Source organism: Ornithinimicrobium panacihumi (genome assembly GCF_052073805.1).
Lineage (GTDB): Bacteria > Actinomycetota > Actinomycetes > Actinomycetales > Dermatophilaceae > Ornithinicoccus > Ornithinicoccus panacihumi.
The window spans coordinates 1-23,721 of record NZ_JBQGWG010000004.1; the positions used below are offsets into that span (position 1 = coordinate 1).

The window sequence follows — 23,721 nt, forward strand, 5'->3', positions numbered from 1 at the left end:
AGATGGACGGTCCCGCGGTCGTGGCCGCCTACCAGGACCTGTACCAGGTCGAACGGTCCTTCCGGATGGTCAAGTCCGACCTGCGCGCCCGACCGATCTTCCACCAGCTGCGCGACTCGATCGAGGCCCACCTGACCATCGTCTTCGCCGCCCTGGCGATCTCCCGCGAGGCCCAGCAGCGCACCGGTGCCTCGATCAAGAAGATCCTCAACACCCTGCGGCCCCTGCGCACGGCAACCATCACCGTCGGCGGCCACCACATCACCGCCGAGCCCGAGCTTCCCGACGAGGCGCGCGAACTCCTGAACTACCTCAACCCCGGGGTGTAACTAAGACGTCACAACTCAGGTCGGAGCACCTCACCGGCCGGCTCGGGGGAGAGCACCAGCGCCAGGAGCAGGTGCTCAAGGTCTGCCTCGCGCAGGCCCTCCCGCGAGGCCTCCTCCACCGCGGTGAGGGACAGGGTCTGGCTGGTCTGGGCGAGACGGACGTACTTGCTCATGCGTTCCTCCTGGGGACCGGGATCGAGGGATCGATGCGTCGGGCGTGCTTCTTGTGGGCCGCCTGCCGGGTCACCCCGAGGGCGTCGGCGATCTCCTGCCAGCTCATGCCGGAGCGCAGGGCAGCCTCGACCTGACGCAGCTCGAGGGTGTCGGCGAGCACCCGGAGCGAGGACACCGCCCGCAGCCCGGCACGCGGGTCGGTGGTGTCGGCCGCCACGGTGGCGATCTGCGAGGACTCCATGGTTGTCAACCTAAGTTGCTCATCGCCTGTGTGTCAACCCGGGTTGCTTAGACCGGCACGGGCGGAGGTCCACCGCCCGTGCCGCACGACGAAGCGGCCGGACGTGGTGAGGTCACCACATCCGGCCGCTCGTCCGAGCACGATCAGATCAGCGCATCCACAGGACCGGGTCGTCGTAGTAGGGGTTGTTCTGCCAGTCGCCGTCGCCGTCGGCGTTGTCGTTGCCGCCCCAGGAAGCGCCACCGATCTCCTCGCCAGCGTCGGCCAGGGCGATGAGGCACATACGGGCCTCCGCGCCCGGTGCCAGCTCCTCGAAGGGCTCGCTCTCGCACTCACCGATCGCCCGACCGTCGGCGAAGACCGTCAGCGCGGGCGACTCGTCGGCGTGCACGGCGCCAAGCTGGGGGTAGAGGTCGAGTTTCTCGTGGCTGCCCTCGGTCTCCAGGATCTCCAGGTCGGCCCAGACCAGGTAGGGCACCTCATCCTCGATCGGGGTGGCCAGCTCGACACCGTCGAGGATGTCTGCGGGAGCCTCGGTGATCTCGGTGACCGTCACCCGCATCTTGGCGTAGCGGTAGAAGTCGTCCTCCGGGTCTGCCAGCGTGGCCAGCTGGACCACGGCCGGGTCGCCGACGGAGAGCTCCTCCCCGGGCTCCGTCAGCTCGTCGCCTCCCGCAGCGGTGTCGTCGTCCTCCGTGGCGTCGTCGTCGGTCGCGTCCTCGGTCGCGTCGTCGTCGGTCGTCTCGTCCTCGGTGGTGTCGGTGGTCTCCTCTATCGGGTCCTCCGTCTCCTCCTCCGTGACATCCTCCGTCGCGTCGTCGGTGGTCTCGTCCTCGGTCGGTGCCGGGGCGGGCGCCGGCGACACTGCGGTGGGCGTGTCGTCCTCGGAGTCTCCGCAGGCAGCGAGGCCCAGCGTGAGGCCGGCGGCCAGGACAGCGGTGCTCAGGCGATTCAGTCTCATGACATCCCCTCTCTCTCGCGGCGCGTCGCCGCGTCGTGTCGGTGCGAGAAGCTCCCTCACCCGCTTGAGGTTTTCACAGCACCGAGACCCGGTTCCAACCGAACAGCCCCACCCCGCGGCCAGACCGCAGACCCGCGTCGCCGGCGCAGACAGGCGCATGAGACCCACCACTTCCGGCGCCCGGTCGGGCTGAGGAGCGCCACTTCGCGCGCTCGGTGGGGGTGAGGGGGGCCGGAGCTCAGCCCCGCCAGAGGGGCTCGATCGCGTCCTGGAGGAGCCGACCGACGTCGCCGAGCACGTGCTGACCACCTGCCACGACGGTCCGCCCGTCGACGACGACCGTGTCGACGTCGGCGGCGGTGGCGGCCAGCAGGATCTGGGCCGGATGGGCACCGGCCGTGCGCACGGTGTCGTCGCGCACGGCGACCAGGTCCGCCCGCGCCCCGACCTCGATCCGCCCGGCGTCGCCCCACCCGATCGACTCGTGGGCGGTGGCCGCCTCCAGCAGCGTCTCGGGCTGCAGCCGCCCCCTCTCCAGGGTCGCGAGGCGCTCGTGCATCTCCAGCGCCCGCGCCTCCTCGAGAAGATCGACGACGGCGTGCTGGTCCGAGCCGAGCGACAGCCTGGCCCCGGCCTCCTGCAGCGCCCGCGCCGGGCCGATCCCGTCGGCCAGGTCACGCTCGGTCGTCGGGCAGAAGCACGCCCAGGACCGGTGCGAGCCGAGCGCCGCGATGTCGCCGTCGGTCAGGTGGGTCGCGTGCACCGCGGTGAGGTCCGCCCCGAGCACGCCCTCGGCCTCCAGCAGCCCGGTGGGTGTCACCCCGTGGACCTGCAGGCAGCCCTCGTTCTCGGCGGGCTGCTCGGAGAGGTGGACGTGCAGCGGGCGCGCCGGGCGAGTTCCACCGACGGTGCCTCCCGGGGCGTTGATCGGGACCGACCTCACCCAGCGCGCGACGTCGGAGAGCTGCGCACGCGGCACCGCCCGCACCGAGTGGATCGCCGCACCGACCCGCAGGTGCGCCGGCCCTCCGTCGGTGTGGTCGCGCAGGTCGTCCACCCGCAGCGCCCACGCGGTCACGTCGCCATCACCGAAGCGCAGCTGCGTCCCCTCCAGCGGCGCATAGCCGTCGCCGACAAACCCACCGCGCAGGTAGCACGTGTCCAGCAGCGTCAGGCGGATCCCCGCGTCGGCGGCCGCCTGGACCAGCGCCTCACCCATCGCGTTCGGCCGCATGTAGCGCGCACCCCCGGCCGCGTGGTGCAGGTAGTGAAACTCCCCGACCGCGGTCACGCCGGCCAGCGCCATCTCGGCATAGGTCGCCCGCGCGAGCGCGAGATAGGTGTCGGGCTCGAGGCGGGCGGCGACCGCATACATCCGCTCCCGCCACGTCCAGAAGGTGCCGCCCTCGTCGTGGGTGCGCCCGCGCAGCGCCCGGTGGAGGGCGTGGCTGTGGGCGTTGGCCAGGCCGGGCAGGACGACCCCGGGCAGCCGCTCGTCACCGGGCTCGGCGTCGACGCCGGTCTCGACCGCGGTGAAGCGTCCGTCCTCGACCGTCAGCCTCACCCTGGGTGCGACGCCGGTGGGCAGGTGGGCGTATGCGGCGTGCCAGGTCCGGGCGGTCATCGCGCCTCTCCCTGGGTCGGGTGGGTGGAGCCGGAGGCACCCGCAAATGGGGCACCTGCGGAGGGGACTCCCCCGGGGGCACCAGCGGACGATGCGCCGGCGAGGTCGGCCACGCAGGCGGCGAGGGCGACGACCCCGGCGTGGCAGTCGTCGCGCTCGGCGTGCTCCTCCGGCGTGTGGGAGTGGCCGGTCGGGTTGCGGACGAAGAGCATGGCGGTGGGGACGCCGGCGTTGGCCAGGATCCCGGCGTCGTGCCCGGCGCCCGTGCCGAGCACCGGCACGGACAGCTCGGCGTCCGAGCCCAGGGCGGCACCGTCGGTGGTCCCGCCGACCAGGACGTCACGCAACCTCCCCGCGAGCTCGGGATCGAAGCGGGTCGTGGGCGTCCAGCTCTCCTCGGTCACGGTGGCACCGTGCTCGCCGGAGCGTCCGGCGAGGTCGGCGACGAGCGCCTTCACCTGCTCCTCGTCGGCGCCGCGGGCGTCGAGCCAGCCGGTGACGTGGGAGGGGATGGCGTTGACGCCGCCGGGCTCGACGAGGACCTTGCCGACGGTGGCGACGCAGCCGCGGTGGGTGGCGACGTCGCGGGCGGCCAGCACGAGCTCGGCGTAGCCGAGCATGGCGTCGCGCCGGTCGACCAGCCGCGTGGTCCCGGCGTGGTTGGCCTCGCCGGGGAAGTCGAAGCGCCAGCGGCCGTGCGGCCAGATGTCGCTGGCCACGCCCACGGGGGCACCGAGGTCGACCATCGCGCGGCCCTGCTCGACGTGCAGCTCGACGAAGGAACCGATCCGCGCGACCGTCTCGGGGTCGGGCCCGTAGCTCTCCGGCGACCGACCGGCCGCCCGCAGCGCCTCGGCCACCGAGATGCCGTCAGCGTCGGTCAGACCCAGCGAGCGCTCAGGGGTCATCGCCCCGGTGAGCACCCGGGAACCGGCGCAGGCGACGCCGAAGCGGGCACCCTCCTCGTCGACGAAGTTGACGACCGCTATCGGAACCTCGGGCCGGAAACCGTTCTCACGCAACGCATCCACGGCAGCGAGGGAGGAGACGACGCCCAGCGGCCCGTCGAAGGCGCCACCGTCGGGGACGGAGTCGAGATGGGAGCCCATGACGACCCCCTTGCGGCCCGCCGCGACCGCGTCGTCGACGCTGCCCGGGCCGTCCCACCACCAGGCCCACTGGTTGCCGACGCGGTCCTCGGTGAGGTCGAGCCCACGGCGCCGCACCTCCAGGGCGAACCACTCGCGCAGGGTGTGGTCCTCGGCCGTCCAGGCGAAGCGGCGGTAGCCACCGCTGCCCACCTTCCCGACCGGCTCCAGGTCGGCCCACATCCCGTCGAAGGTCGCGCTGCTCATAGCCCCGACCCTAGGAGATGGGGAGTGACCGCATACCTGCGCACCTGGGGTGGATGTCTCAGGTGTGAGACTCCCCCGGACGCGCCCGTCGCTCAGTCCCGTGGCACGAAGCCGAGCCGGCGGTAGATCGCGACGGCAGGAGCGTTGTCGCTCTCGACGCGCAGCCCGATGTCCCGCGCGGGGTCGACCGCTGCCACCGCGAGCTCCACGAGGAGCGAGGCGAGGCCGCGGCCACGGTGGTCGGGGTGGGTGAACAGGTCGATGATGAAGACGAGGTCGGCGACGTCGTCCCACGGCGGGGAGTCGACGGTGAGGACCGCCGCGACGGGTTCGTCGCGCACCTCCGCCAGGAGGCTGGCCCCGGGCAGCCAGGACCCGTAGTCCCCGGCCCAGCTGGCGCGGATGTCGTCGACGGCCTCCTGGAGGTCGCCGACCTCGCCGTCCGGCGACGCGCGGTGGTAGAGGCGGCCGACCGCCTCGAGGTCGCGCTCCAGGATCGGCCGGACCATCGGCACCGCGTGCGCCTCGTCGTCCGCGGGCGCGATGCCGGGCTCTGCCCCGGGAGGCGCGGGGGTGCCGGCGGGGCGGATCAGGGTAAGCTGCACGGCCCGAGCCTGTCACGCCGATCGGCGCGGGACCACCGAGTTTTTCACGTCGTCGCGCTGCTGGCGCTCACGTCGGGCAGCGACCGGCTCACCAGGGCGCTGAGGAGCCCGGCCGCGGCCAGGAAGAGCAGGGCCGCCTGCGGACCGAGGAGGGCCAGCGCGCCAGAGACCGCGCCCGCGACGAGCAGGACGACGCCGATCGCGGTGTTGGAGACGGCGACGTAGGCGGTGCGCTTCTCGTCGCCGGCCATGTCGACGACGTAGGTCTTGCGGGCCACGCGGACACCGGTGTGGGCGAGTGCCAGGAGCAGGAAGGTGACGGGGTAGAGCCACCACGACTCCCTGACCGCCTCGAGGCGGTGCAGGCCGAGGAAGGCCAGCACCAGGACGCTGGCCGCGATCGCACCCGCTGTGAGGAGCTGCTGGGAGGAGCGGTCGGCGAGGCGCCCGAATACCCGTCCGCCGACCAGCCCGGCCAGCCCTGAGGCGATGACGAAAGGCCCCAGCCCAGCGAGGCCTGCATCGCCCTCGCGCGTCGCCATGACCACGACGAACGGCGGCGACAGGGCCGAGACGAGGAGCAGCCCTCTGGCGATGACAAAGCGTCTGAAGGGCGCGTCGTCGCGCAGCAGCGCCCAGGAGTCGCCGACCCAGCCGGTGGTGCGGGCGGGCGTCGGGCCGTCGGCCGCCTCGGCTGCCCCGGCCGCCACCTCCGCAGGCGGCTCCATGATCGTGGCGAAGACGGCCAGCGCCGCGAGCCAGGCCAGCGCAGCCACGCCGAGGAGCACCGCGAGCACCCCGACCCCCGCGCCATCGCCGCCGAGCAACCGGATCCCGAGACCCAGGGTGATGGCTACGGCCCCGGAGAGCACGGTGGTCAGCCCGCTGATCTGGCCCCGCTCCCCCTTGGGCACGGTGCGGCCGAGCACGTCCTTGCCGGCCAGCGAGTTGAGGGAGCGCGCCAGGGAGAAGAGGGCCAGGAAGAGGACGACACCGAGACCGGCCAGCCAGCCGGAGGCGACGGCCACGGTCAGGGCCATCCCGGCCGCGGCGACGGCCTGACCGCCGGCGCCCCAGAGCCAGAACTTCTTGCGCCGCGCCACCCGCTGGAGGACCGGCGCCATCGCCGCCTGCGGCAGCATCGAGCCGGACTCCCGGACGGGCACGAGCAGGGCGGTGAAGACCGTGGGCGCGCCGACGGCGGCCAGCACCCACGGCAGCACGGTCTTGGCGTTGACGACCTGGTCGCCGACCTGCTGGAGGGCGTCGGAACCGACGTGCCGCAGCCCGTTGTGCGCGATCCGGTGCTGCTCCTGCTCCGACTGGTTGCTGCGGTCGGCCCGGACCAGGCGTTGGTAGAGACCCGTCGGCCTCACCCGGCCCTCACCAGGCCCTCGGTGACGAGCAGGACGACCGTGGAGTCGGGTCCGATGCCGAGTGCCTCCCGCCGACCTGGCTCGGACAGCGCCGCACGCACGCCGGCCAGCGTCGCGGCCCCGGACGGACCGGCCGGCACGCCGCCGTCCGCGAGGTCGGCCATCGCCTGCCTCGTGGCGTCGTCGCTGACGGCCACGGCGGCTTCGCACGCCTCGGAGAGCACCGGCCAGGCGCTGGCCGACACCGTGCCGCAGTTGAGGCCGGCCATGATCGTGCCCGAGGTCTCCACCTGTCGGAGAGCACCGGCCCGCAGGCTGGCCAGCACGCACGCAGCCGTGTCGGGCTCGACGGACAGCACGCTGGGCCTCCCCGAATCCGCGCCGCGGTAGTGCCGCAGCACCGCCTCCGCCAACGACCCGACACCCACCGGCACCGCGACCAGCGCAGGGTGCGCCCCGAGCTGCTCGTCGACCTCCGCGAGCAGCGTCCGATAGCCCTCCACGATCCAGGCCGGCACCTGGGTGCAGCCCTCCCACGCCGTGTCCTGCACCAGCAGCCGCCCCTGCTCGTCCTCGGCGACGAAGTCCGCAGCCGCCCGCACGGCCGTGTCGTAGTCCCCCTCGACCCGCACCACGTCCGCCCCCTCCCCCACGATCGCGTCCTGCGCTGGCTCCGTCATCACGGCGGGCACGAAGACGGTCGCCCCCGCCCCGACCATCCGGGCCATCCGCGCCACTGCCCGACCGTGGTTGCCGTCGGTCGCCGTGACCAGCCGCGTCCGAGCCACCTCAGGGCTCGCCTGGAGCACGCCCAGCTCAGCCACCGTCCCGAAGCGCCGCGCGAGCACCTGGGCGACCGCCCACGAGGCCCCCAACACCTTGAACGCGCCCAGCCCCAACCGCTGCGACTCGTCCTTGGCCACGACCCTGCCCACCCCCAGCTCCTCGGCAAGGCGAGGCAGGTCGACGAGGGGAGTTGCTGCATACCCGGGCAGGTGGCGGTGGAACTCGCGCGCGCCGCTGGGCCCGGCGGGGACCACCGCGTCGCGGGCGGCCGGGCGGGCGAACCAGGTGTCGGCGGGAGCAGTCATCGCTCCATCGTCGTCGAGAAGGTCGGCCGCCGCCACCAAGCCGGGCCTACCCTGCAGGGGTGAGCGAGGAACGTGCGCTGGGTGCGGTGGAGACGAGCGGTCTGAGGTATGAGGTCACCCGCCACGGGCGGGTCGGGAGCCTGGAGGAGGCGGCCAGGGTGCGTGGGCTGGAGCCGCGCGACATCGTCAAGACGATGGTCGTGCGGCGGGGAGCCAGCGACTTCCTCTTCGTGCTCGTGCCCGGCGACCGGGAGATCGCCTGGCCCAAGCTGCGCGCCGCGCTGGGCGTCAACCGGCTGACGATGCCGGACGCGGAGCAGGCCAAGGAGGTGACAGGCTACGAGCGCGGGACGATCACCCCGTTCGGGTCGTTGCGGGCCTGGCCGGTCGTCGCGGACGCCTCGCTCGCCGAGCCGGGGCGCCGGATCTCGATGGGTGCCGGCGCCCACGGCGTGGCCGTCACGGTGGAGGCGGAGGCTGTGCTGGCCCGCCTCGACGCAGTGATCGCGGACATCACCGACATCGTGGAGCGGTAGGCCCGGACGTCTCCCTCAGCCCTCGAGCACGACCTGCAGCCCGCCCTTGGGCCGCATCGCCGCGACGGAGACGGCGCGCACCTTCTGCTCCGGGACGCGGAACCGCCCGCGCGACAGCAGCCGGGCCAGCATCACGGTGAGCTCGGTGGTGGCCATCGTCGACCCGATGCAGCGGTGCACGCCGCCGCCGAAGGGCAGGTAGTCGTGCGGGGCCCTCGTGACGAGACCGCCGTCGCCGTCGAGCCAGCGCTCCGGGCGGTAGACGAGTGGGTCCTCGTAGAGCTCGGGGCTGCGGTGGGTGATGTAGGGGCTGATGAGGACGTGCGTGCCCGGCCGGACCTTCTTGCCGGCGAAGGTGAAGCCCTCGACGACATAGCGCGCCGTCATGGCCGCCGGCGGGTGCAGGCGCAGGGCCTCGGTGATGGCGGCGGACACCAGCGTCAGCCGCGGCAGGTGCTCGGCGGTCGGCGGCTGCCCGCCCGTGACCTCCAGGACCTGGTCCCGGGCCCGGTCGATCAGCTCCGGCCGCCCACCGAGCCCGTACAGCGTCCAGGCCATCGCCGCGCTCGTCGTCTCGTAGCCGGCGGCGATCAGGGAGACGACCTGGTCGCGGATCTCCACGTCGGACAGCGCCGACCCGGTGCCGTCGCGGCCGTGGACGAGGGTGGACAGCACCTGGGTCTCGGCGTCCTCGGGCTGCTGCTGGACCCGGGCGATCTCGGCGTAGACGAACTCGTCGGCCTTGGCCCGCGCCGCCATCGACCGGCGCCAGGTCCGGGTGCGGAGGCGCTGGTGCAGGTCGATGACCTCGGGCATGTGGTCCACCAGCTCCAGGAGCGGCTGCAGGTGCGCGCCGATCTGGTCCGAGGACGCCGCGATGCGCTCCCCGAAGAGAGACAGCATCGTGGACCGGCGGATCGCGGCGCGGAAGAGCTGGTAGGCGTCGAAGGGCTCCCCCGCCGTGATCGTGCTGAGCGCCTCGTCGGCCGCCTGGCTCATCCAGGACAGGTAGGAGCGGACCTGCCGGTGGTGCATCCCGGGACGCACCACCGAGCGACGCCGGGCGTGGTCGAGCCCGTCGGAGACGATCAGCGCGGTCTCCCCGTCGACCGCGACCAGCGCGGACATCGCCTCGCGGAAGCGGAAGAGCCGGTCGTGGGCGAAGACGAACTCGTTGGCCTCCGGACCGAGCAGGTAGGCATAGCGACGCAGGCCCGTCCAGGTGTGGAAGACCGGGCCGCGCCGGCGAGACGCCCAGGTCGCCAGCTCGGCGATCGGCAGGGTCACGGTGGGCAGGCTCGGCGGGTGAGCAGCGTGATCAGTTTCCACGAACGTGGAGTCTATCCCAAGTTTCTGCGACCGTGGAGGGTATGGTGCTCGCATGGTTGAGGAGGTCGGCGCTGCCGGGCGCAGGTCGGGCGGGGAGCAGGCCATGGGGGGTCGCTCCCCCCGCGAGGACGGCGAACGCACCCGCCGCGCCCTCGTCGACGCGGCCGTGGCCCAGCTGGCCACCGAGGGGATGCGCGGCCTGACCCACCGTCGGGTCGAGCAGCGGGCGGGGGCCGCGCAGGGGTCCACGAAGTACCACTTCGGCTCGATCGACGGCCTCGCCGAGGCCGTGCTGGCCCACATCGTGGAGATCGAGCTGGGGCACGTCATGACGATGACGCCCGAGGTGCGCGCCGAGGCGGGTGGGGCGACCTCATTCAGCACGGTGCCTGCCGAGGTCTGGGAGAGCGCGCGCCGGGCGGCGGAGGCCGTCTTCTCCCGGCCCGACCTGGTGCGGGCGCGCTACGAGCTCTACCTCTACGCGGCCGACCGGCCGGCCATGCAAGAGATCGTCCGGGCCGCCCGGGAGCGGTTCATCCAGCGGGTCGGGGCCGAGCTGACCTCGCCCGACCCGCGCACGGGGGCGCGCATGGTGCTGGCCCTCGTGGACGGTCTCCTGCTGCAGCAGATCTCGGCGCCGGAGGCCGACGCGGAAGAGGTCGCGGCGATGCTCATGGTCGTGGCTGCAGGGGCGTCGGCCTTCCTGCCGCCGCCCGGCTCTGCGCGAGCAGGACGCCGGCGATGACCAGTGCCCCGCCGACCACCTGGACCAGGGTGGGCGGTGTCCCGAGGACGGCAGCGATGACGACGACGAAGACGGTCACCAGGTTCATCGCCGCGCCGGCCGTGCCGGGCGCGACCCTGGTGACGGCGAGGTTCCAGCACAGGTAGGACCCGACCGAGGGGAAGACCACGATGAAGAGCAGCGCCCACCAGGTCGGCCGGTCCGTGGGCACCTCCAGCCCGGTGGCCAGCGTGAACGGCGCCAGCACCACCACCGCCAGCACGACCTGGACGGCCGTGGCCGCCAGCACCGGGACCTGCAGCCGTCGCACGCCCAGCGTGTAGACCGTCCACGCCAGGATGGCCACGACCATGATCAGGTCGCCGGTGTTGAACCGCAGCGCCAGGAGCCGGCCGACGTCGCCCTCGGTGAGCACCGCGAGGACCCCGAACAGGCCCAGGCCGACCCCGCCCCATACCCGCCAGCCTGCCGCCGCCTGCCCCACGGCGACGGCCGCCACCACGATGAGCGCCGGGTTGGCGGCGTTGATGACCGAGGCGTTGACCGCCGAGGTGTGCTGGAGCGCGGTGTAGAGCAGCAGCGGGTAGCCGGCGACCCCGATGACCGACAGCACCAGCAGCGCACGCCAGCGTCGCAGCACCTCACCCCAGCGCGGCCGCTCCACGAGCTGGGCGACGACGACCAGCGGGACCGCCGCCAGCGCCCACCGCAGCCAGGTCAACGACAAGGGGTCAATGGCGCCGACGACTCGCTCGCCGACGACATAGTTGCCCGCCCAGAAGAGCGTGGCGAGGACGAGGAGCAGGAGGGCGGGCATGCGTGCAGGGTATGCCGCGCCGTCGTCAGCCGGAGAGCGCCCGGGCGATCGCGATGTGGGTCTGGAAGCTGGCGGCCATCGCCCTGGTGGAGTGGAAGTTGAGCACGACGTGCGCGTCCTGGTCGGCGTAGTAGAAGGAGTGCATGGCGCTGATCCCCAGCCCGCCGACGGGCTCCGGCAGCCCCCGCAGCAGCACCGGCATGAAGCCGGCGAAGCGCAGCGTGACGAAACCCCAGCCCGTAGTGGATGCCCGGCCGCATCCGGGAGCGGGGGCGCGTCATCTGGGCGAGCAGGTCGGGCGGGATGAGACCACCCGAGTGCAACGCGCGCTGAAAGCTGACCAGGTCCGCCGCGGTGGTGACCGAGCCGCCGTCGACCGATCCGATCGACAGCGCCGGCGTGCGGCTCATCTCCACACCGCCGAACCCGAGGGGCGCCAGGCCTTCGACCGGCGTGCCGGGCAGGACCTGGTGGGTGTCCGGCATGCCGGCGGGGTCGAAGACGTGGCGGCGCAGCAGGTCGGGCAGCGGCGCCCCGCCGGACTGCTCGGCGACCAGGCGGTCGTGTGGCCCCTGGGCGGCAGGAACGGGTCGGGCAGGCCCGTGCGGTGCGCGAGCAGGTGCTCGACCGTGATCTCGCGGTGCGGGTCGACGCCGGGCACGGCCGGGAGGTCCGGTATGCGGCCCACCTCACCGAGCGGGGTCGCCAGCGTCAGCGCGCCGGCCTGCACCAACCGACCGATCAGGACGGCGAGGAAGTTCTTGCCGGTGCTGGCCGTGTGGAAGGGCTGGGCCAGGTCACCGTGCTCGACGCAGGCCCCGGGTGCCTCGACCAGGACCTGGGGCGGCGGTACCCCGGGCGCGGCCCTGCGGGTCCGTCGTTCCAGCCTGCCTCGCACCGCATCGTCCAGCCTGGCCTGCAGGTCCTTCATGGTGCCTCCCTCCCTCGGTCGGGCGTGCCTCAGGGATGGCCAGGGTGGTCGGGGGTGGTCGGGGATGGCCGGGGGTGTCAGCGGCCGTCGGGCCGGACCACGAGCGGCTGCATCCCGGGACGCAGCTCGCGGTTGTCGACGATCTGCTTGCCCAGCGGCACCAGCGAGACCGGGATCATCTTCAGGTTGGCGACGGCCAGCGGGATCCCGATGATGGTGACCGCCTGCGCGGCGGCCGTCGTGATGTGGGCGATGGTGATCCACAGCCCCGCGACGAGGAACCAGATGATGTTGCCCAGGGTCGACATCGCGCCCGCGGTCGGCGTCGGGACGATGGTGCGCCCGAACGGCCAGAGGGCGTAGGCCCCGATCCGGAAGCTGGCGATGCCGAACGGGATCGTGATGATGAAGATGCAGGCGATCACGCCGAAGACGAGATAGGCCAGGGCCAGCCAGATGCCGCCGAAGACGAGCCAGATCAGGTTGAGCAGGAGCCGCATACCGCAAGTGTCCCAGCCGCGCGCCGGGGCTAACGGGTCAGGTCGACGGGTCGGAAGCTCACCGGGAAGGGCTCGGTGGTCTCGAAGAGCTCCTGGCCCTCGACGACCACGTCGGACTCGTAGGTCTCGCCCCTGAGCGTGAACACCCGCAGCCAGGGGTGGAGCGGGTCGATCACCCAGTAGTGCGGCACCCCGAACTGCGCCAGCACCTCGGGCTTGCGGACCAGGTCTGTCCGCCGGCTGGACGGCGACAGGATCTCCACGGCCAGCACCGGCGGCTGCTCCACCTCCGAGCCCTCCAGCAGGGTCCGGGGGACGACGAGCAGGTCCGGCTGGACGACCGTGCGCTCCCCCGCACGCACGTCGAGGGGCGCGTGCAGCACCCGCAGGTGCGCGGGCGCGGCGCGGGCCAGCAGGCCGAACAGCTCGCTGCTCACGACCTGGTGGGTGATGCCCGGGCTCGGCGACACGATCAGCTCACCCTCGATGAGCTGCACGGTCATGTCGTCCCGCTCCTCGCGGTAGGCATGCAGGTCCTCGACCGTGTAGATGCCGACGTCGGTGATGCTCATGATCCCCATCGTGCCCCTCCTGGTTCATGCCGTCCAGCATCGTCAACCCATGGATGAGCCGCAGATCTTGTCCACAGGGCGCGGTGGCGCCTCACCACGCCGTCATGCCCGAGGCGCCTGCCGCGTCAGGAGACTCTGCCCAGCGCGCGGGCGACGGCGATGTGGGCCTCGAAGCTCCGATTCATCTCCCGGGTGGAGTGGTAGTTGAGGACCACGTGGGCGTCGTGGTCCGGATAGTAGAAGGCGTGCGCCGCGGTCAGACCCAGCCCGCCGACGGGCTCGGGCAGGCCTCGCAGCACGATCGGCATGAAACCTTCGAAGCGGAGGGTGACGAAACCGAGCCCGTAGTGGATACCCGGCCGCATCCGTGAGCGTGGACGCGCGAGGTGGGCGAGCAGGTCCGGATCGAGGAGCGCGCCACCGTGGAGAGCCTCCTGGAAGCGCACGAGGTCGTCGGCGGTCGTGATCGCGCCACCGTCGACCGACCCGATCGTCAGCGCGGGCACCTGGCTGACCTCAGCCCGACCCAACCACATCGGCGCCGCGTCCCGCCCGGTCCGCTCGCCAGGGACAGGTGGGAGCACCTGGTAGGTGTCAGCCATCCCTGCCGGCTCGAACACCTCACGTCGCAGCAGGTCATGGACCGGCGCACCCCCGGCCTGTTCGGCGACGAGGCTGAGCAGGGCGAAACCGGCATCGCTGTAGCGGAACTTCTCCCCCGGCCGTCCGACGGCAGGCAGACCCTCGCACTGGGCGACGAGCTCCTCGAGCGTCCAGGCCCGGCCCGGGTCATCGGCGAGAGCTCGGAGCGAGCACTCCGTGCGGTGGCCCCGCGGCGGCAGGAACGGGTCGGGCAGCCCCGAACGATGGCCCAGGAGGCGCGCGACCGTGACCTCGCGCGGCAGGTCCACGCCCTCAAGCGCGGGCAGGGGCGTGAGCACCTCCGAGGGGAGGACCGACCCGAGCGGCGCATCCAGGGACAGGTGCCCGGAGGAGACCAACCGCCCGATCAGGACAGCCAGGAAGTTCTTGCCGATGCTGGCCGTGTGGAACGGCTGCTCGATGTCGCCATAGGTGAAGCGCACTCCTGGCGCGCGGACGAGGACCTGCGGCGGCGGCAGCGCTGGGCCGCGACCTCCCGAAGCCCGACGTCCCAAGACCCGACGCTGCGAAACACGCTCGAGCCGTCCCGCCAGCTCCGTCTCCAGCCACTCCTGCAGTGCTGCCCCGCCCACGCCAGCCTCCTCACAGCAACATACCTCCTAGACATGTCTAGCAGAGATGTCTAGGAGAGACAAGGCTCCTAGGATGAGCACCATGGCGTTCGTGATCCTCGGCCTGCTCCTGCTCCGACCGATGAGCCTCTACGACCTCGTCCGAGCCTTCGAGGCGGGCGTCTCACTCTTCTACAGCGCGAGCTCAGGCAGCCTCAAGCGCGCCCTGGACGGCCTGCTGCGCGAGGGCCACGTCGAGGTCGAGGACGCCACAGGAGGTCGTGGCCGCAAGGTCTACCACGTCACTCCCGCCGGGCTGGAGAGCTTCCGGACCTGGATGACGAGCGAGCTCACGGGCGGTGGCACGGAGACGGCAGCGCTCTCCCGGCTCTTCTTCCTCGGCCTTCTCGAGCCGGCGGAGCGCAGCACAGTCTCGGAGCACATCGAGGCGCGCATCCGCACCGACCTGGCCAGGCTCGAGGAGCTCTCCGCCCTGGTCGACCAGCAGGACATCCCGGACGAGCTCGCCGACGTCGCCCGCTACCAGCGCCAGACCTTGGACTACGGGCTCGCGACGACGCGGTTCGCCCTGGACTGGTTCCGCACCCGCGACGCCTGACCGAGGGCCACTCAGCCCTCCCGCATCGGCACGCGCACCCCGCGCTGCTCGGCGACCTCCTCGGCCTCCTCGTAGCCGGCGTCCACGTGCCGGATCACGCCCATCCCGGGGTCGTTGGTCAGCACCCGCTCCAGCTTCTGGCGGGCGAGGTCGGTGCCGTCGGCCACGGACACCTGGCCCGCGTGCATCGACCGGCCGATGCCGACGCCGCCGCCGTGGTGCAGCGACACCCACGAGGCGCCTGAGGCCGTGTTGACCAGCGCGTTGAGCAGCGGCCAGTCGGCGATCGCGTCCGAGCCGTCGGCCATGCCCTCGGTCTCCCGGTAGGGGCTGGCGACCGAGCCGCAGTCGAGGTGGTCGCGCCCGATGACGATCGGCGCCGAGACCTCGCCCGAGGCGACCATCTCGTTGAAGCGCACGCCCGCCTTGTCCCGCTCCCCGTACCCGAGCCAGCAGATGCGGCCCGGCAGCCCCTCGAAGGCGACCTTGTCCTGGGCGCCGCGCAGCCACTTGTGCAGGTGGTCGTTGTCGGGGAAGAGGTCCATCACGGCCTGGTCGGTGGCGTGGATGTCCTTCTCGTCGCCGGACAGCGCGACCCACCGGAAAGGGCCCTTGCCCTCGCAGAAGAGGGGCCGGATGTAGGCCGGCACGAAGCCGGGGAACTCGAAGGCCCGCTCGAAGCCGCCCTTGCGCGCCTCGTCGCGAATGCTGTTGCCGTAGTCGAAGACCTCGGCACCGGCGTCCATGAAGCCGACCATCGCCTCGACGTGCCTGGCCATCGACTCCTGGGCGCGGTCGGTGAACTCCTCAGGCTTCTTCTCCGCATACTCGCTCCACTCCGCCAGGTCGACACCGACCGGCAGGTAGGACAGCGGGTCGTGCGCGGAGGTCTGGTCGGTGACGACGTCGATCTCCACGCCACGGCGCAGCAGCTCGGGGTAGACCTCGGCGGCGTTGCCGACGACGCCGACGGAGACGGCCTCCTTGTTGGCCTTGGCCGCCAGCACCCGCTCGACCGCCTCGTCCAGGGAGCCGGCGATCTCGTCCAGGTAGCGGCTCTTGATCCGCCGACGCATCCGCGCCTCGTCGACGTCGACGATGAGGCAGGTGCCGCCGTTGAGCGTGACCGACAGCGGCTGTGCCCCGCCCATGCCGCCGCAGCCACCGGTCAGGGTGAGCGTGCCGGCGAGGCTGCCGTTGAATCGCTTGGCCGCCACGGCCGCGAAGGTCTCGTAGGTGCCCTGCAGGATCCCCTGGGTGCCGATGTAGATCCACGACCCGGCGGTCATCTGGCCGTACATCGTCAGCCCGAGGTGCTCCAGGCGACGGAACTCGGGCCAGTTCGCCCAGTCGGGCACCAGGTTGGAGTTGGCGATGAGCACCCGCGGCGCCCACTCGTGGGTCTGGAAGACGCCGACGGGCCGGCCGGACTGGACCAGCATGGTCTCGTCCTCGCGCAGGTCGGTGAGGGTGCGGACCATGGCGTCGAAGCTGCGCCAGTCACGCGCGGCACGCCCGGTGCCGCCGTAGACGACCAGGTCGTCGGGGCGCTCGGCGACCTCGGGGTCGAGGTTGTTCATGAGCATCCGCAGCGGGGCCTCGGTGGCCCACGAGCGGGCGGTGAGCTGGGTGCCGCGTGCTGCGCGGACGGGGCGGGCGCCTTCCATGACGGTCTCCTTCGACTCGGGTGGGGCAGGTCTTGAGGGATGTGATCGGGTATGTGGTGGGGCTGGGTCCGGGGTCGCGTCCGGCTCGGGCGCGGTCCGGTCCGGGTCAGGCGAGGGGTCCGGTCTCGCTCTCGGCGGCGGCGCGGACGGCGCCGTCGAGGACGAGGTCGACGGTGGTCTCGATCTCGGGCGAGAGATAGCGGTCCTCCCCCGGGCCCTGCACGCCCTGGCCGCGCAGGAGCGCGACGACGGCCGCGGTGGCGGGCGCGGGCTGGAGGGGGGCGCGCAGGTCCAGCGCCCGGGCCGCGGTCAGCACCTCGACGGCCAGGACGCGGGCCAGCCCGTCGACGCTGCGGCGCAGCTTGCGGGCGGCGTTCCAGCCCATGGACACGTGGTCCTCTTGCATCGCCGAGCTCGGGATCGAGTCCACGCTGGCGGGGGCCGCGAGGCGCTTCATCTCGGAGACGATCGCGGCCTGGGTGTACTGCGCGATCATGTGGCCCGAGTCGGTGCCGGGGTCGTCGGCCAGGAAGGGCGGGAGCCCGTGGTTGCGGGCGACGTCGAGGAAGCGGTCGGTGCGCCGCTCGGAGATGCTCGCGACGTCCGCGGCGATGATCGCCAGGAAGTCCAGGACGTGGGCCACGGGGGCGCCGTGGAAGTTGCCGTTGGACTCCACGCGGCCGTCGAGCGTCACGACCGGGTTGTCGATCGCGGCGGCCAGCTCGCGGTCGGCGACGAGGGCGGCGTGGTCGACGCTGTCCCGGGCCGAGCCGTGCACCTGCGGCGAGCAGCGCAGCGAGTAGGCGTCCTGGACCCGCGTGCAGTCGTCGGTGCGGTGGCTCTCACGGATGGCGCTGTGCGCCATGACCTTGCGCAGGTTGCCCGCCGAGGCGGCCTGGCCGGGGTGGGGTCGCAGGGCGTGCAGGTCGGCGGCGAAGACGTCGTCGGTGCCCATCTGACCCTCGACGCTCATGCCGGCCGCGACGTCGGCGGTGGCCAGGAGGGTGCGCAGGTCGTGGATGGCCAGGACGAGCTGGCCGAGCATCCCGTCGGTGCCGTTGATGAGGGCCAGGCCCTCCTTCTCGGCCAGCTGGACCGGCTCGATGCCGGCGGCGGCGAGCGCCTCGGCCGCGGGCACGGGTGCGCCGGCATCCGACTCCGGCGCGGCGGGGTCACCGACCCTGACCTCGCCCTCGCCCATGACGGCGAGCGCGCAGTGGGACAGGGGCGCGAGGTCGCCGGAGCAGCCCAGGGAGCCGTACTCCTTGACGATCGGCGTGATGCCCGCGTTGAGGAGAGCCGCATACGCCTGCGCGGTCTCCAGACGCACGCCGGTGCGCCCGGTCGCCAGGGTCGAGAGGCGCAGCAGCATGGTGGCGCGCACGACCTCCCGCTCCACCTCGGGGCCGGAGCCGGCCGCGTGGCTGCGGACGAGGCTGCGCTGGAGCTGGGCGCGCTTCTCCCGCGGGATGCTGGTGGTGGCCAGCGCGCCGAAGCCGGTGGAGATGCCGTAGTGCGGCACCGTGTCGTTGGCCAGGTCCTCGATGACCTGACGGGTGGCGCTGATGCCCTCGACGGCCTCGTCGGAGAGGCGGACGGGGACGCCGTGGCGGGCGACCGCGACGACGTCCGCGGCGCTGAGGGGGCCGACGTCGATGACGACCTCGGAGGGCAGCTCGGTGGTGGCGACACGACTCATGGGTCCCATTGGACCGCCTCCGGCCACGGCCCGACAGCCACGACCGCTCGTTGGTGTCTCAGATCCCAGACGTCGACGGCAGAGCGTGTCGCCGGTGGTGACCAGAGCGTGTCGCCGGTCGGCAGCAGAGTGTGTCGTCGGTCGTGAAAGGGGTGGATGACACACTTCGTCCGTGCCGGACACGAGGGAGTCATGACGCACCTGACACCGACGCCAAGCGGCGTCGGCACCGCGCCGGAGGACGACTTCCGGGCGCTCTACGACGCGGCGTACGCCGACGTGCTGCGGTTCGTGCAGCGCCGCTGCCATCCCTCCCACGCCGAGGACGTGACCGCGGAGGTCTTCCTCGTCGCCTGGCGACGGTATGCGGATCTGCCGGTCGGTCTCGACGCGCGCCGCGCGTGGCTCTTCGGGGTCGCGCACAAGACGCTGGCCAACTCCTACCGCAGCGAGCAGCGACGCACCGCCCTGGCCGTGCGGATCAAGGACACCTACGACGGGGTGGAGCCGGGGACGCACCCGGACCTCGTCTCGCTCCGCGTCGACCTGGGCCGCGCCTGGCACCGGCTCAGCCCGGAGCAGCAGGAGGTCCTGGCGCTCACCGTCTGGGACGACCTGAGCTCCGCCCAGGCCGCGCAGGTCCTCGGGACCACCGCGACCGCATACCGGCTCCGCCTGTCCCGCGCGCGCCGCGCGCTGCGCGGGCACCTCGACCCCAGCCCCCAGGCCGCACCCGGCCACGCCCTCCAGGAGGGAGACGCCTGATGAAGAACGACGACCTGCTCACCGCCCTGCGCCAGATGGACTCCGCCGACCCGGCCGCGTCCCCGACCTCCGAGCGCGCCCGCGCCGACCTGGACCTGATCCTGTCGACCCGGCGGGACGACCAGGCCACGACGGACACGGCGCGCGCCGCACGGCCCGCCGGATCGTCGACGGGCACCAGGACGACAGCGGGCACCAGGACCGCCCGCGCCCCCCGCCGGGCCCGCTGGGTCCTCGCCGCGGCCGCCGCCGTCGTCGGCATCGGGGTCGTCACGCCGATGGTCGCGCCGGGCCCCGCCTACGCCGGCTGGGTCGCCATGCCGCAGCCCGCGCCGGCGCCGATCATCGAGGAGGCCGAGCGCGCCTGCCAGGAGATGTGGACCGGCACCGGCGTCTACGACCCCGAGGGCACCGGGGCGGGGGCCTACGACGAGGACTACCAGGAGATGGGTTTCGTCGATCCGGCCACGATGCGCGCGGCCCTCACCGAGCGACGGGGCCCGTGGACCTTCACCATCCTGCGCGGCCCGGACGGCCAGCTCGGTGACTGCCTGCTCGGACGGTCCCGGCTGAGCATGCTCGGCGGCGGGAGCGGCGGCGGCGGGATGAGCGGCACTCCCGCGACCCCGGATCCGACGGGGGCCGAGCTCGACACCGCGATGGCCGGCAGCCTCAGCAGCAGCCCGTCCTGGTGGGAGCAGATCATCGGCCGGGACCAGGCCCAGGGACTGTCCTACGTCTACGGCCGCGCCGGCGAGGACGTGCGTGGCGTCGTCGTGCACACCCCCGACCAGGGCGAGGTGACCGCCTCGGTGCAGAACGGCATCTGGGCCGCCTGGTGGCCGGTCGAGGAGGGCCGCTATCCCAGCGGCCTGACCGCCACGGTCACGATCGCCGACGGCACCTCGCGCGATGTCGACGTGGACGAGCTGCTCCTGGCGTGGGAGGGCGAGGACGGCTGACGGGATACTGGCCCGCATGGCCCGCTCCAACGCCCCCGCGGCCGAGCACGCGCTGGCGATCCTCACGCTGCTCGCCCGGCACGCGACCCCGCTGGCCGCGGCGACCATCGCCCGCGAGCTGGGGCTGCCGCGGTCCTCGACCTACCACCTGCTCACGGTCCTGACCTCCCGCGGCTTCGTCGTCCACCTGCCCGAGGAGCGGCGCTACGGCCTGGGCGTGGCCGCCTTCGAGCTGGGCTCGGCCTACACCCGGCACGCTCCCCTGCAGCGGCTGGCCCGCCCGATCCTGACGCGGCTGGCCGACGCGACCGGCCACAACGCCCACCTGGGCGTGCTGCACGGCAAGGACGTCGTCTACGTCATCGAGGAGCGCGTGGCCGGACGGCCCTCGCTCGTCTCCGACGTCGGCGTGCGCCTCCCGGCGTCGCTGACCGCGACCGGGCTGGCGATCCTCTCCGCGCTGCCGGCCGCGCAGGTGCGCGCGCTCTTCCCCTCGGCCGACGCCTTCGTGCAGCGCACGGGCGCCGGGCCCACCTCCCCCTCCACGCTCCGCCCGCTGCTGACGCAGACCCGGACGCGGGGGTATGCGGTGGAGGCCGGTTTCGTCACGGCCGGCATGGACTCCGTCGCCGTGCCGGTGCTCGACCACTCCGGGCACCCGGTCGCCGGGATGGCGGTCACCGTGCCCGAGGAGGTGGCCACCCCCGAGGCGATGGCGACCTGGGCCGGTCAGGCCCGCCGCGCGGCGGAGGAGCTGTCGCGGCGGCTCGGGCACCGCCACTAGGGTCTGGCCATGACGACCCCCAGGCGGGCCGGGGCGAGGGAGCCCACGGACCCGGGCGACCGCATATCCCGTCGAGCGGTGGCGGGCTATGCCGCCGGGAGCGTCGGGACCGGCGGCTTCGGGACGCTGCCCGGGCTGGTGCTGGCCTACTACCTGACCGACACGCTCGCGGTGCCGGCGCTGCTGGCCACCTTCGTCGTCATCGTGCCCAAGGTCTGGGACGTGCTCATCGACCCGCTCGTCGGCGCGATCTCCGACCGGGAGGCGCGGTCCCGGCACACGCGCACGCGGCTGATGGCGATCGGCGCGCTCACCCTGCCGGTCGGTTTCGTGGCCACCTTCGCCGCCCCGATCGGGCTGTCGCCGCAGGCCGCGGCGGGCTGGGTCGTCGTCGCCTTCCTCCTCGCCACGACCTCGTTCAGCCTCTTCCAGGTCCCCTACATCGCGCTGCCCGCCGACCTGACCGACGGCTACGAGGAACGCACGCGGCTGCTGAGCTGGCGGATCGCGGTCCTGGCGCTGACGATCCTGCTGGTCGGGGCCGGCGGGCCGGCGCTGCGCGACCTCGCCGGCGGGGGCCACCTCGGCTATCTGGTCATGGGCATGGTGGTCGCGGGCGTGCTGATGGCCGGGATGCTGGCCTGCACCATCGGGGTCGCGGGCCGTCGCCCACCGCCGGCGGAGCAGGCACCGGCCCTGTCGGGCTACCTCGAGGGGCTGCGCACGCTGCGCGAGCACCGGCCCTATCGGATCCTCCTCGCCGTCTTCGTCCTCCAGGCTCTCGCCACCGGCGTCATGCTCGCCGCGGCGCAGTACGTCGCGACCTACACCCTCGACTCGCAGGCCGCCCTCACCTTCCTCTTCCTCGCCCTCGTCGGTCCGGCTCTGGTGGTCATGCCGCTGTGGACCAGGTATGCGGCTCGCGTCGGCAAGGCGCGGGCGCTCGCCTCCGCGTCGGTCATCTTCCTGGTCGCGGCCCTGAGCCTGGTCGCCCTGCCCCTCCTGCCGACGTGGTGGGTCTACGTCGCGGTCGGGCTCGCCGGCGTCGCCTACGCCGGGATGCAGCTCTTCCCGCTGGCGATGCTGCCCGACGTCATCACCACGGCCGGCCGCCAGCGCGGCGGGGCGATGAGCGGGCTGTGGACCGCCGGAGAGACGGCCGGGCTGGCCTCCGGACCGGTGATCGTCCTGCTCATGCTGGCCGCCGGCGGGTTCGTCTCCAGCGGCCCCGAAGAGGTGGTGAGCCAGCCGGCGGCGGCGCACCTGGCGATCGTGCTGGCCTTCTCGCTCGTGCCGGCGCTGCTGGTGCTGGCCAGCCTGGTGGTGCTACGTCGTTATCGGGAGCCGGAGGTCGGTCTTCGCGAGCCGGAGGTGGCCGGTGCGTGAGGAGATCATGGCGCGGCTGACGGCCTATCGCGCCCACGACGCCCCGACCCACGGCGGCCGGGTGCTGTCCTACGTCTACGACAGCGGCCGGCCGGAGCTGGACGAGATCGCCGCCGCTGCCGCCCGTGAGCTGCAGGCCGTCAACGGGCTGGACCCGACGACCTTCCCGTCCGTGGCGCTGCTGGAGGGTGACCTCATCCGCTTCGGGCGGGAGATGCTGCACGGGCCGGAGGTGACCGGCTCGGTCACCTCCGGCGGGACCGAGAGCTGCCTGCTCGCCGTCCTGGCCGCCCGGGAGCGGTGGCGGGGGCGGGACGGGCAGGGTCGTCCTCGCATCGTGCTGCCGACATCGGCGCACGCCGCCTTCCACAAGGCCGCCCACCTCTTCGGGCTGGACCTGACGCTGGTCCCGGTCGACGTGGGCAGCGGCCGCCCCGACTCGGCAGAGATCGTCGCAGCCATCGAGGCCGACCTCTCCACGGTGGCGCTGGTCGTCGTGTCGGCGCCCTCCTATCCGCACGGCGTGCTCGACCCTGTCGGCGAGGTCGCTGCCGCCGCCCAGGAGCGCGGCATCCCCTGCCACGTGGACGCCTGCATCGGCGGGCTGGTCCTGCCCTGGTGGGAGGCGGCCGGCGGGGACGCGGTCCCGGCGTGGGACTTCTCCGTGGCCGGCGTGAGCAGCATCAGCGCGGACCTGCACAAGTTCGGCTTCGCCCCCAAGGGCTCCTCGCTGCTCCTCTTCGCCGAGCCCGAGCTGGACCGGGCGCGCTACTTCGCGCTCACCGACTGGCCGGGCTATCCCGTCGTCAACGCCACGCTGCTGGGCTCTCGGTCGGCGACGTCGCTGGCCGCGGCCTGGGCCGTCGCGCAGGACCTGGGGGTCGAGGGCTATGTCGAGCTCACGGCGCAGACGGTCCGCGCCACCCGGTCCGTGCTGGAGACGGTCGCGCAGATCGAGGGACTGCGCGTGATCGGCGAGCCGGTCGGGCCGCTCGTCGCGGTGGCGTCCGACGAGGCCGTCGCTCCGGTGTCGCGGGTCGACCCGCATGCGTGGGCGAGCGCGGTCGGGCGGCGCGGCTTCGTGCTCCAGGGTCAGCCCGGCCATCCCCAGCGCGACGCCCCGGCGGTCCCCCGGTCGACCCACCTGACCCTCACCCCGGTGACCGAGAGCATGCTCGACGACCTGCTGCCCGCGCTGGTGGAGGCCGCCGACGAGGTGCGCGGCCCGGGAGCGGAGCCGGCCACGGGGCGAGGCGAGGAGAGCCCCATACCCGACCCTGAGGCGTTGGCCGAGGCGGCCCGCGCGGGCGGCGACCTGGATCTGGCCGCGGTGCTCGCGCTGATCGAGGCGTTGCCGCGAGAGCACTCGGCCCGCCTCCTGAGCACCTTCCTGGCCGCCTTCACGGCCCCCAGGTAGCGTGGCCGACCACTGACACCAG

At 73.1% G+C, this 23,721-nt stretch carries 26 protein-coding genes; 9 read left to right on the top strand and 17 right to left on the bottom strand.

Annotated elements, in window-relative coordinates:
* The coding region (locus ACTMMA_RS05455; RefSeq protein ID WP_441189092.1) for an IS1634 family transposase at positions 1-329 on the top strand (329 nt) is incomplete at its 5' end.
* Between the two features lie 8 nt (positions 330-337).
* Here the strand turns inward: ACTMMA_RS05455 and ACTMMA_RS05460 are convergent.
* The 8 genes from ACTMMA_RS05460 to ACTMMA_RS05495 all read right to left on the bottom strand — a co-directional run bounded on the left by ACTMMA_RS05460 (position 338) and on the right by ACTMMA_RS05495 (position 7,756).
* A complete protein-coding gene (locus ACTMMA_RS05460; RefSeq protein ID WP_441189093.1) occupies positions 338-502 on the bottom strand; it encodes a hypothetical protein in 165 nt (54 codons plus the stop codon).
* A complete protein-coding gene (locus ACTMMA_RS05465) occupies positions 499-744 on the bottom strand; it encodes a hypothetical protein (RefSeq protein ID WP_441189094.1) in 246 nt (81 codons plus the stop codon). Before ACTMMA_RS05465 ends, ACTMMA_RS05460 begins: the two co-directional genes overlap by 4 nt.
* Positions 745-892: 148 nt before the next feature.
* Positions 893-1,705, bottom strand: coding sequence for a hypothetical protein (locus ACTMMA_RS05470; protein WP_441189095.1), 813 nt, complete (start codon positions 1,703-1,705; stop codon positions 893-895).
* A gap of 238 nt (positions 1,706-1,943) precedes the next feature.
* Entirely contained in the window at positions 1,944-3,329 is a 1,386-nt protein-coding gene (locus tag ACTMMA_RS05475) for a formimidoylglutamate deiminase (protein ID WP_441189096.1), read from the bottom strand.
* Positions 3,326-4,684, bottom strand: a complete 1,359-nt coding sequence (locus ACTMMA_RS05480; protein WP_441189097.1) for an allantoate amidohydrolase — start codon at positions 4,682-4,684, stop codon at positions 3,326-3,328. Before ACTMMA_RS05480 ends, ACTMMA_RS05475 begins: the two co-directional genes overlap by 4 nt.
* Positions 4,685-4,776: 92 nt before the next feature.
* Positions 4,777-5,289, bottom strand: coding sequence for a GNAT family N-acetyltransferase (locus tag ACTMMA_RS05485; protein ID WP_441189098.1), 513 nt, complete (start codon positions 5,287-5,289; stop codon positions 4,777-4,779).
* 44 nt (positions 5,290-5,333) lie between these two features.
* A complete protein-coding gene (locus ACTMMA_RS05490) occupies positions 5,334-6,665 on the bottom strand; it encodes an MFS transporter (RefSeq protein WP_441189099.1) in 1,332 nt (443 codons plus the stop codon).
* Positions 6,662-7,756, bottom strand: coding sequence for a diaminopropionate ammonia-lyase (locus ACTMMA_RS05495; RefSeq protein WP_441189100.1), 1,095 nt, complete (start codon positions 7,754-7,756; stop codon positions 6,662-6,664). Before ACTMMA_RS05495 ends, ACTMMA_RS05490 begins: the two co-directional genes overlap by 4 nt.
* A gap of 59 nt (positions 7,757-7,815) precedes the next feature.
* Between ACTMMA_RS05495 and ACTMMA_RS05500 the strand changes: the two genes are divergently transcribed.
* A complete protein-coding gene (locus ACTMMA_RS05500) occupies positions 7,816-8,292 on the top strand; it encodes an aminoacyl-tRNA deacylase (RefSeq protein WP_441189101.1) in 477 nt (158 codons plus the stop codon).
* A gap of 15 nt (positions 8,293-8,307) precedes the next feature.
* Here the strand turns inward: ACTMMA_RS05500 and ACTMMA_RS05505 are convergent, their stop codons facing one another.
* Positions 8,308-9,621 carry a cytochrome P450 gene (locus tag ACTMMA_RS05505; protein WP_441189102.1) on the bottom strand — a complete coding sequence of 438 codons (1,314 nt, stop codon included), beginning with the start codon at positions 9,619-9,621 and terminating at the stop codon, positions 8,308-8,310.
* A 52-nt stretch (positions 9,622-9,673) separates the two neighbouring features.
* Between ACTMMA_RS05505 and ACTMMA_RS05510 the strand changes: the two genes are divergently transcribed.
* Complete coding sequence (locus ACTMMA_RS05510) at positions 9,674-10,366, top strand: TetR/AcrR family transcriptional regulator (RefSeq protein WP_441189103.1); 693 nt, start codon at positions 9,674-9,676, stop codon at positions 10,364-10,366.
* Here the strand turns inward: ACTMMA_RS05510 and ACTMMA_RS05515 are convergent.
* From ACTMMA_RS05515 to ACTMMA_RS05540, 6 genes are all read right to left on the bottom strand, one after another.
* Entirely contained in the window at positions 10,293-11,183 is an 891-nt protein-coding gene (locus ACTMMA_RS05515) for a DMT family transporter (RefSeq protein ID WP_441189104.1), read from the bottom strand. The two genes, ACTMMA_RS05510 and ACTMMA_RS05515, sit on opposite strands and share 74 nt — an antisense overlap.
* A 25-nt stretch (positions 11,184-11,208) precedes the next feature.
* Entirely contained in the window at positions 11,209-11,385 is a 177-nt protein-coding gene (locus ACTMMA_RS05520; RefSeq protein WP_441189105.1) for a hypothetical protein, read from the bottom strand.
* 204 nt (positions 11,386-11,589) lie between these two features.
* The gene (locus ACTMMA_RS05525) at positions 11,590-12,114 is read right to left on the bottom strand and encodes a serine hydrolase (protein WP_441189106.1); all 525 of its coding nucleotides are present in this window, start codon (positions 12,112-12,114) and stop codon (positions 11,590-11,592) included.
* A gap of 77 nt (positions 12,115-12,191) precedes the next feature.
* Positions 12,192-12,614 carry a YccF domain-containing protein gene (locus ACTMMA_RS05530; RefSeq protein ID WP_441189107.1) on the bottom strand — a complete coding sequence of 141 codons (423 nt, stop codon included), beginning with the start codon at positions 12,612-12,614 and terminating at the stop codon, positions 12,192-12,194.
* Between the two features lie 29 nt (positions 12,615-12,643).
* Positions 12,644-13,186: a Uma2 family endonuclease gene (locus tag ACTMMA_RS05535; RefSeq protein ID WP_441189108.1), complete on the bottom strand. Its 543-nt coding sequence runs from the start codon at positions 13,184-13,186 to the stop codon at positions 12,644-12,646.
* A gap of 125 nt (positions 13,187-13,311) precedes the next feature.
* Positions 13,312-14,421, bottom strand: a complete 1,110-nt coding sequence (locus ACTMMA_RS05540) for a serine hydrolase domain-containing protein (protein ID WP_441189109.1) — start codon at positions 14,419-14,421, stop codon at positions 13,312-13,314.
* Positions 14,422-14,494: 73 nt separating this feature from the next.
* On the opposite strand from ACTMMA_RS05540, the gene ACTMMA_RS05545 reads away from it, so the two are divergent.
* The gene (locus tag ACTMMA_RS05545; protein WP_441189110.1) at positions 14,495-15,019 is read left to right on the top strand and encodes a PadR family transcriptional regulator; all 525 of its coding nucleotides are present in this window, start codon (positions 14,495-14,497) and stop codon (positions 15,017-15,019) included.
* Between the two features lie 11 nt (positions 15,020-15,030).
* Here the strand turns inward: ACTMMA_RS05545 and hutU are convergent, their stop codons facing one another.
* Together hutU and hutH are read right to left on the bottom strand one after the other, a co-directional pair.
* Positions 15,031-16,686, bottom strand: a complete 1,656-nt coding sequence (gene hutU, locus ACTMMA_RS05550) for a urocanate hydratase (protein WP_441189111.1) — start codon at positions 16,684-16,686, stop codon at positions 15,031-15,033.
* Between the two features lie 106 nt (positions 16,687-16,792).
* Complete coding sequence (hutH, locus tag ACTMMA_RS05555; RefSeq protein ID WP_441189112.1) at positions 16,793-18,385, bottom strand: histidine ammonia-lyase; 1,593 nt, start codon at positions 18,383-18,385, stop codon at positions 16,793-16,795.
* Positions 18,386-18,577: 192 nt separating this feature from the next.
* On the opposite strand from hutH, the gene ACTMMA_RS05560 reads away from it, so the two are divergent.
* The 5 genes from ACTMMA_RS05560 to ACTMMA_RS05580 are packed head-to-tail and all read left to right on the top strand — an operon-like array spanning position 18,578 to position 23,699.
* Positions 18,578-19,150 carry an RNA polymerase sigma factor gene (locus ACTMMA_RS05560; RefSeq protein ID WP_441189113.1) on the top strand — a complete coding sequence of 191 codons (573 nt, stop codon included), beginning with the start codon at positions 18,578-18,580 and terminating at the stop codon, positions 19,148-19,150.
* On the top strand, positions 19,150-20,112 hold the full coding sequence (locus tag ACTMMA_RS05565; protein WP_441189114.1) for a hypothetical protein: 963 nt from the start codon (positions 19,150-19,152) through the stop codon (positions 20,110-20,112). The genes ACTMMA_RS05560 and ACTMMA_RS05565 overlap by 1 nt, the downstream gene beginning before the upstream one ends.
* 16 nt (positions 20,113-20,128) lie before the next feature.
* Positions 20,129-20,896: an IclR family transcriptional regulator gene (locus ACTMMA_RS05570; protein ID WP_441189115.1), complete on the top strand. Its 768-nt coding sequence runs from the start codon at positions 20,129-20,131 to the stop codon at positions 20,894-20,896.
* Between the two features lie 9 nt (positions 20,897-20,905).
* On the top strand, positions 20,906-22,282 hold the full coding sequence (locus ACTMMA_RS05575) for an MFS transporter (RefSeq protein WP_441189116.1): 1,377 nt from the start codon (positions 20,906-20,908) through the stop codon (positions 22,280-22,282).
* Positions 22,275-23,699 carry a pyridoxal phosphate-dependent decarboxylase family protein gene (locus ACTMMA_RS05580; protein WP_441189117.1) on the top strand — a complete coding sequence of 475 codons (1,425 nt, stop codon included), beginning with the start codon at positions 22,275-22,277 and terminating at the stop codon, positions 23,697-23,699. Before ACTMMA_RS05575 ends, ACTMMA_RS05580 begins: the two co-directional genes overlap by 8 nt.
* Positions 23,700-23,721: the final 22 nt, after the last annotated feature.

Excerpts from the sequence above, each read along its gene's own strand:
- ACTMMA_RS05460 (WP_441189093.1), bottom strand. The coding sequence starts at position 502 with ATGAGCAAGTACGTCCGTCTCGCCCAGACCAGCCAGACCCTGTCCCTC.
- ACTMMA_RS05465 (WP_441189094.1), bottom strand. The coding sequence starts at position 744 with ATGGAGTCCTCGCAGATCGCCACCGTGGCGGCCGACACCACCGACCCG.
- ACTMMA_RS05470 (WP_441189095.1), bottom strand. The coding sequence starts at position 1,705 with ATGAGACTGAATCGCCTGAGCACCGCTGTCCTGGCCGCCGGCCTCACG.
- ACTMMA_RS05475 (WP_441189096.1), bottom strand. The coding sequence starts at position 3,329 with ATGACCGCCCGGACCTGGCACGCCGCATACGCCCACCTGCCCACCGGC.
- ACTMMA_RS05480 (WP_441189097.1), bottom strand. The coding sequence starts at position 4,684 with ATGAGCAGCGCGACCTTCGACGGGATGTGGGCCGACCTGGAGCCGGTC.
- ACTMMA_RS05495 (WP_441189100.1), bottom strand. The coding sequence starts at position 7,756 with ATGACTGCTCCCGCCGACACCTGGTTCGCCCGCCCGGCCGCCCGCGAC.
- ACTMMA_RS05510 (WP_441189103.1), top strand. The coding sequence starts at position 9,674 with ATGGTTGAGGAGGTCGGCGCTGCCGGGCGCAGGTCGGGCGGGGAGCAG.
- ACTMMA_RS05515 (WP_441189104.1), bottom strand. The coding sequence starts at position 11,183 with ATGCCCGCCCTCCTGCTCCTCGTCCTCGCCACGCTCTTCTGGGCGGGC.
- ACTMMA_RS05520 (WP_441189105.1), bottom strand. The coding sequence starts at position 11,385 with ATGCCGGTGCTGCTGCGGGGGCTGCCGGAGCCCGTCGGCGGGCTGGGG.
- ACTMMA_RS05525 (WP_441189106.1), bottom strand. The coding sequence starts at position 12,114 with ATGAAGGACCTGCAGGCCAGGCTGGACGATGCGGTGCGAGGCAGGCTG.
- ACTMMA_RS05530 (WP_441189107.1), bottom strand. The coding sequence starts at position 12,614 with ATGCGGCTCCTGCTCAACCTGATCTGGCTCGTCTTCGGCGGCATCTGG.
- ACTMMA_RS05535 (WP_441189108.1), bottom strand. The coding sequence starts at position 13,186 with ATGAGCATCACCGACGTCGGCATCTACACGGTCGAGGACCTGCATGCC.
- ACTMMA_RS05545 (WP_441189110.1), top strand. The coding sequence starts at position 14,495 with ATGAGCACCATGGCGTTCGTGATCCTCGGCCTGCTCCTGCTCCGACCG.
- hutU (WP_441189111.1), bottom strand. The coding sequence starts at position 16,686 with ATGGAAGGCGCCCGCCCCGTCCGCGCAGCACGCGGCACCCAGCTCACC.
- hutH (WP_441189112.1), bottom strand. The coding sequence starts at position 18,385 with ATGAGTCGTGTCGCCACCACCGAGCTGCCCTCCGAGGTCGTCATCGAC.
- ACTMMA_RS05560 (WP_441189113.1), top strand. The coding sequence starts at position 18,578 with ATGACGCACCTGACACCGACGCCAAGCGGCGTCGGCACCGCGCCGGAG.
- ACTMMA_RS05565 (WP_441189114.1), top strand. The coding sequence starts at position 19,150 with ATGAAGAACGACGACCTGCTCACCGCCCTGCGCCAGATGGACTCCGCC.
- ACTMMA_RS05570 (WP_441189115.1), top strand. The coding sequence starts at position 20,129 with ATGGCCCGCTCCAACGCCCCCGCGGCCGAGCACGCGCTGGCGATCCTC.
- ACTMMA_RS05575 (WP_441189116.1), top strand. The coding sequence starts at position 20,906 with ATGACGACCCCCAGGCGGGCCGGGGCGAGGGAGCCCACGGACCCGGGC.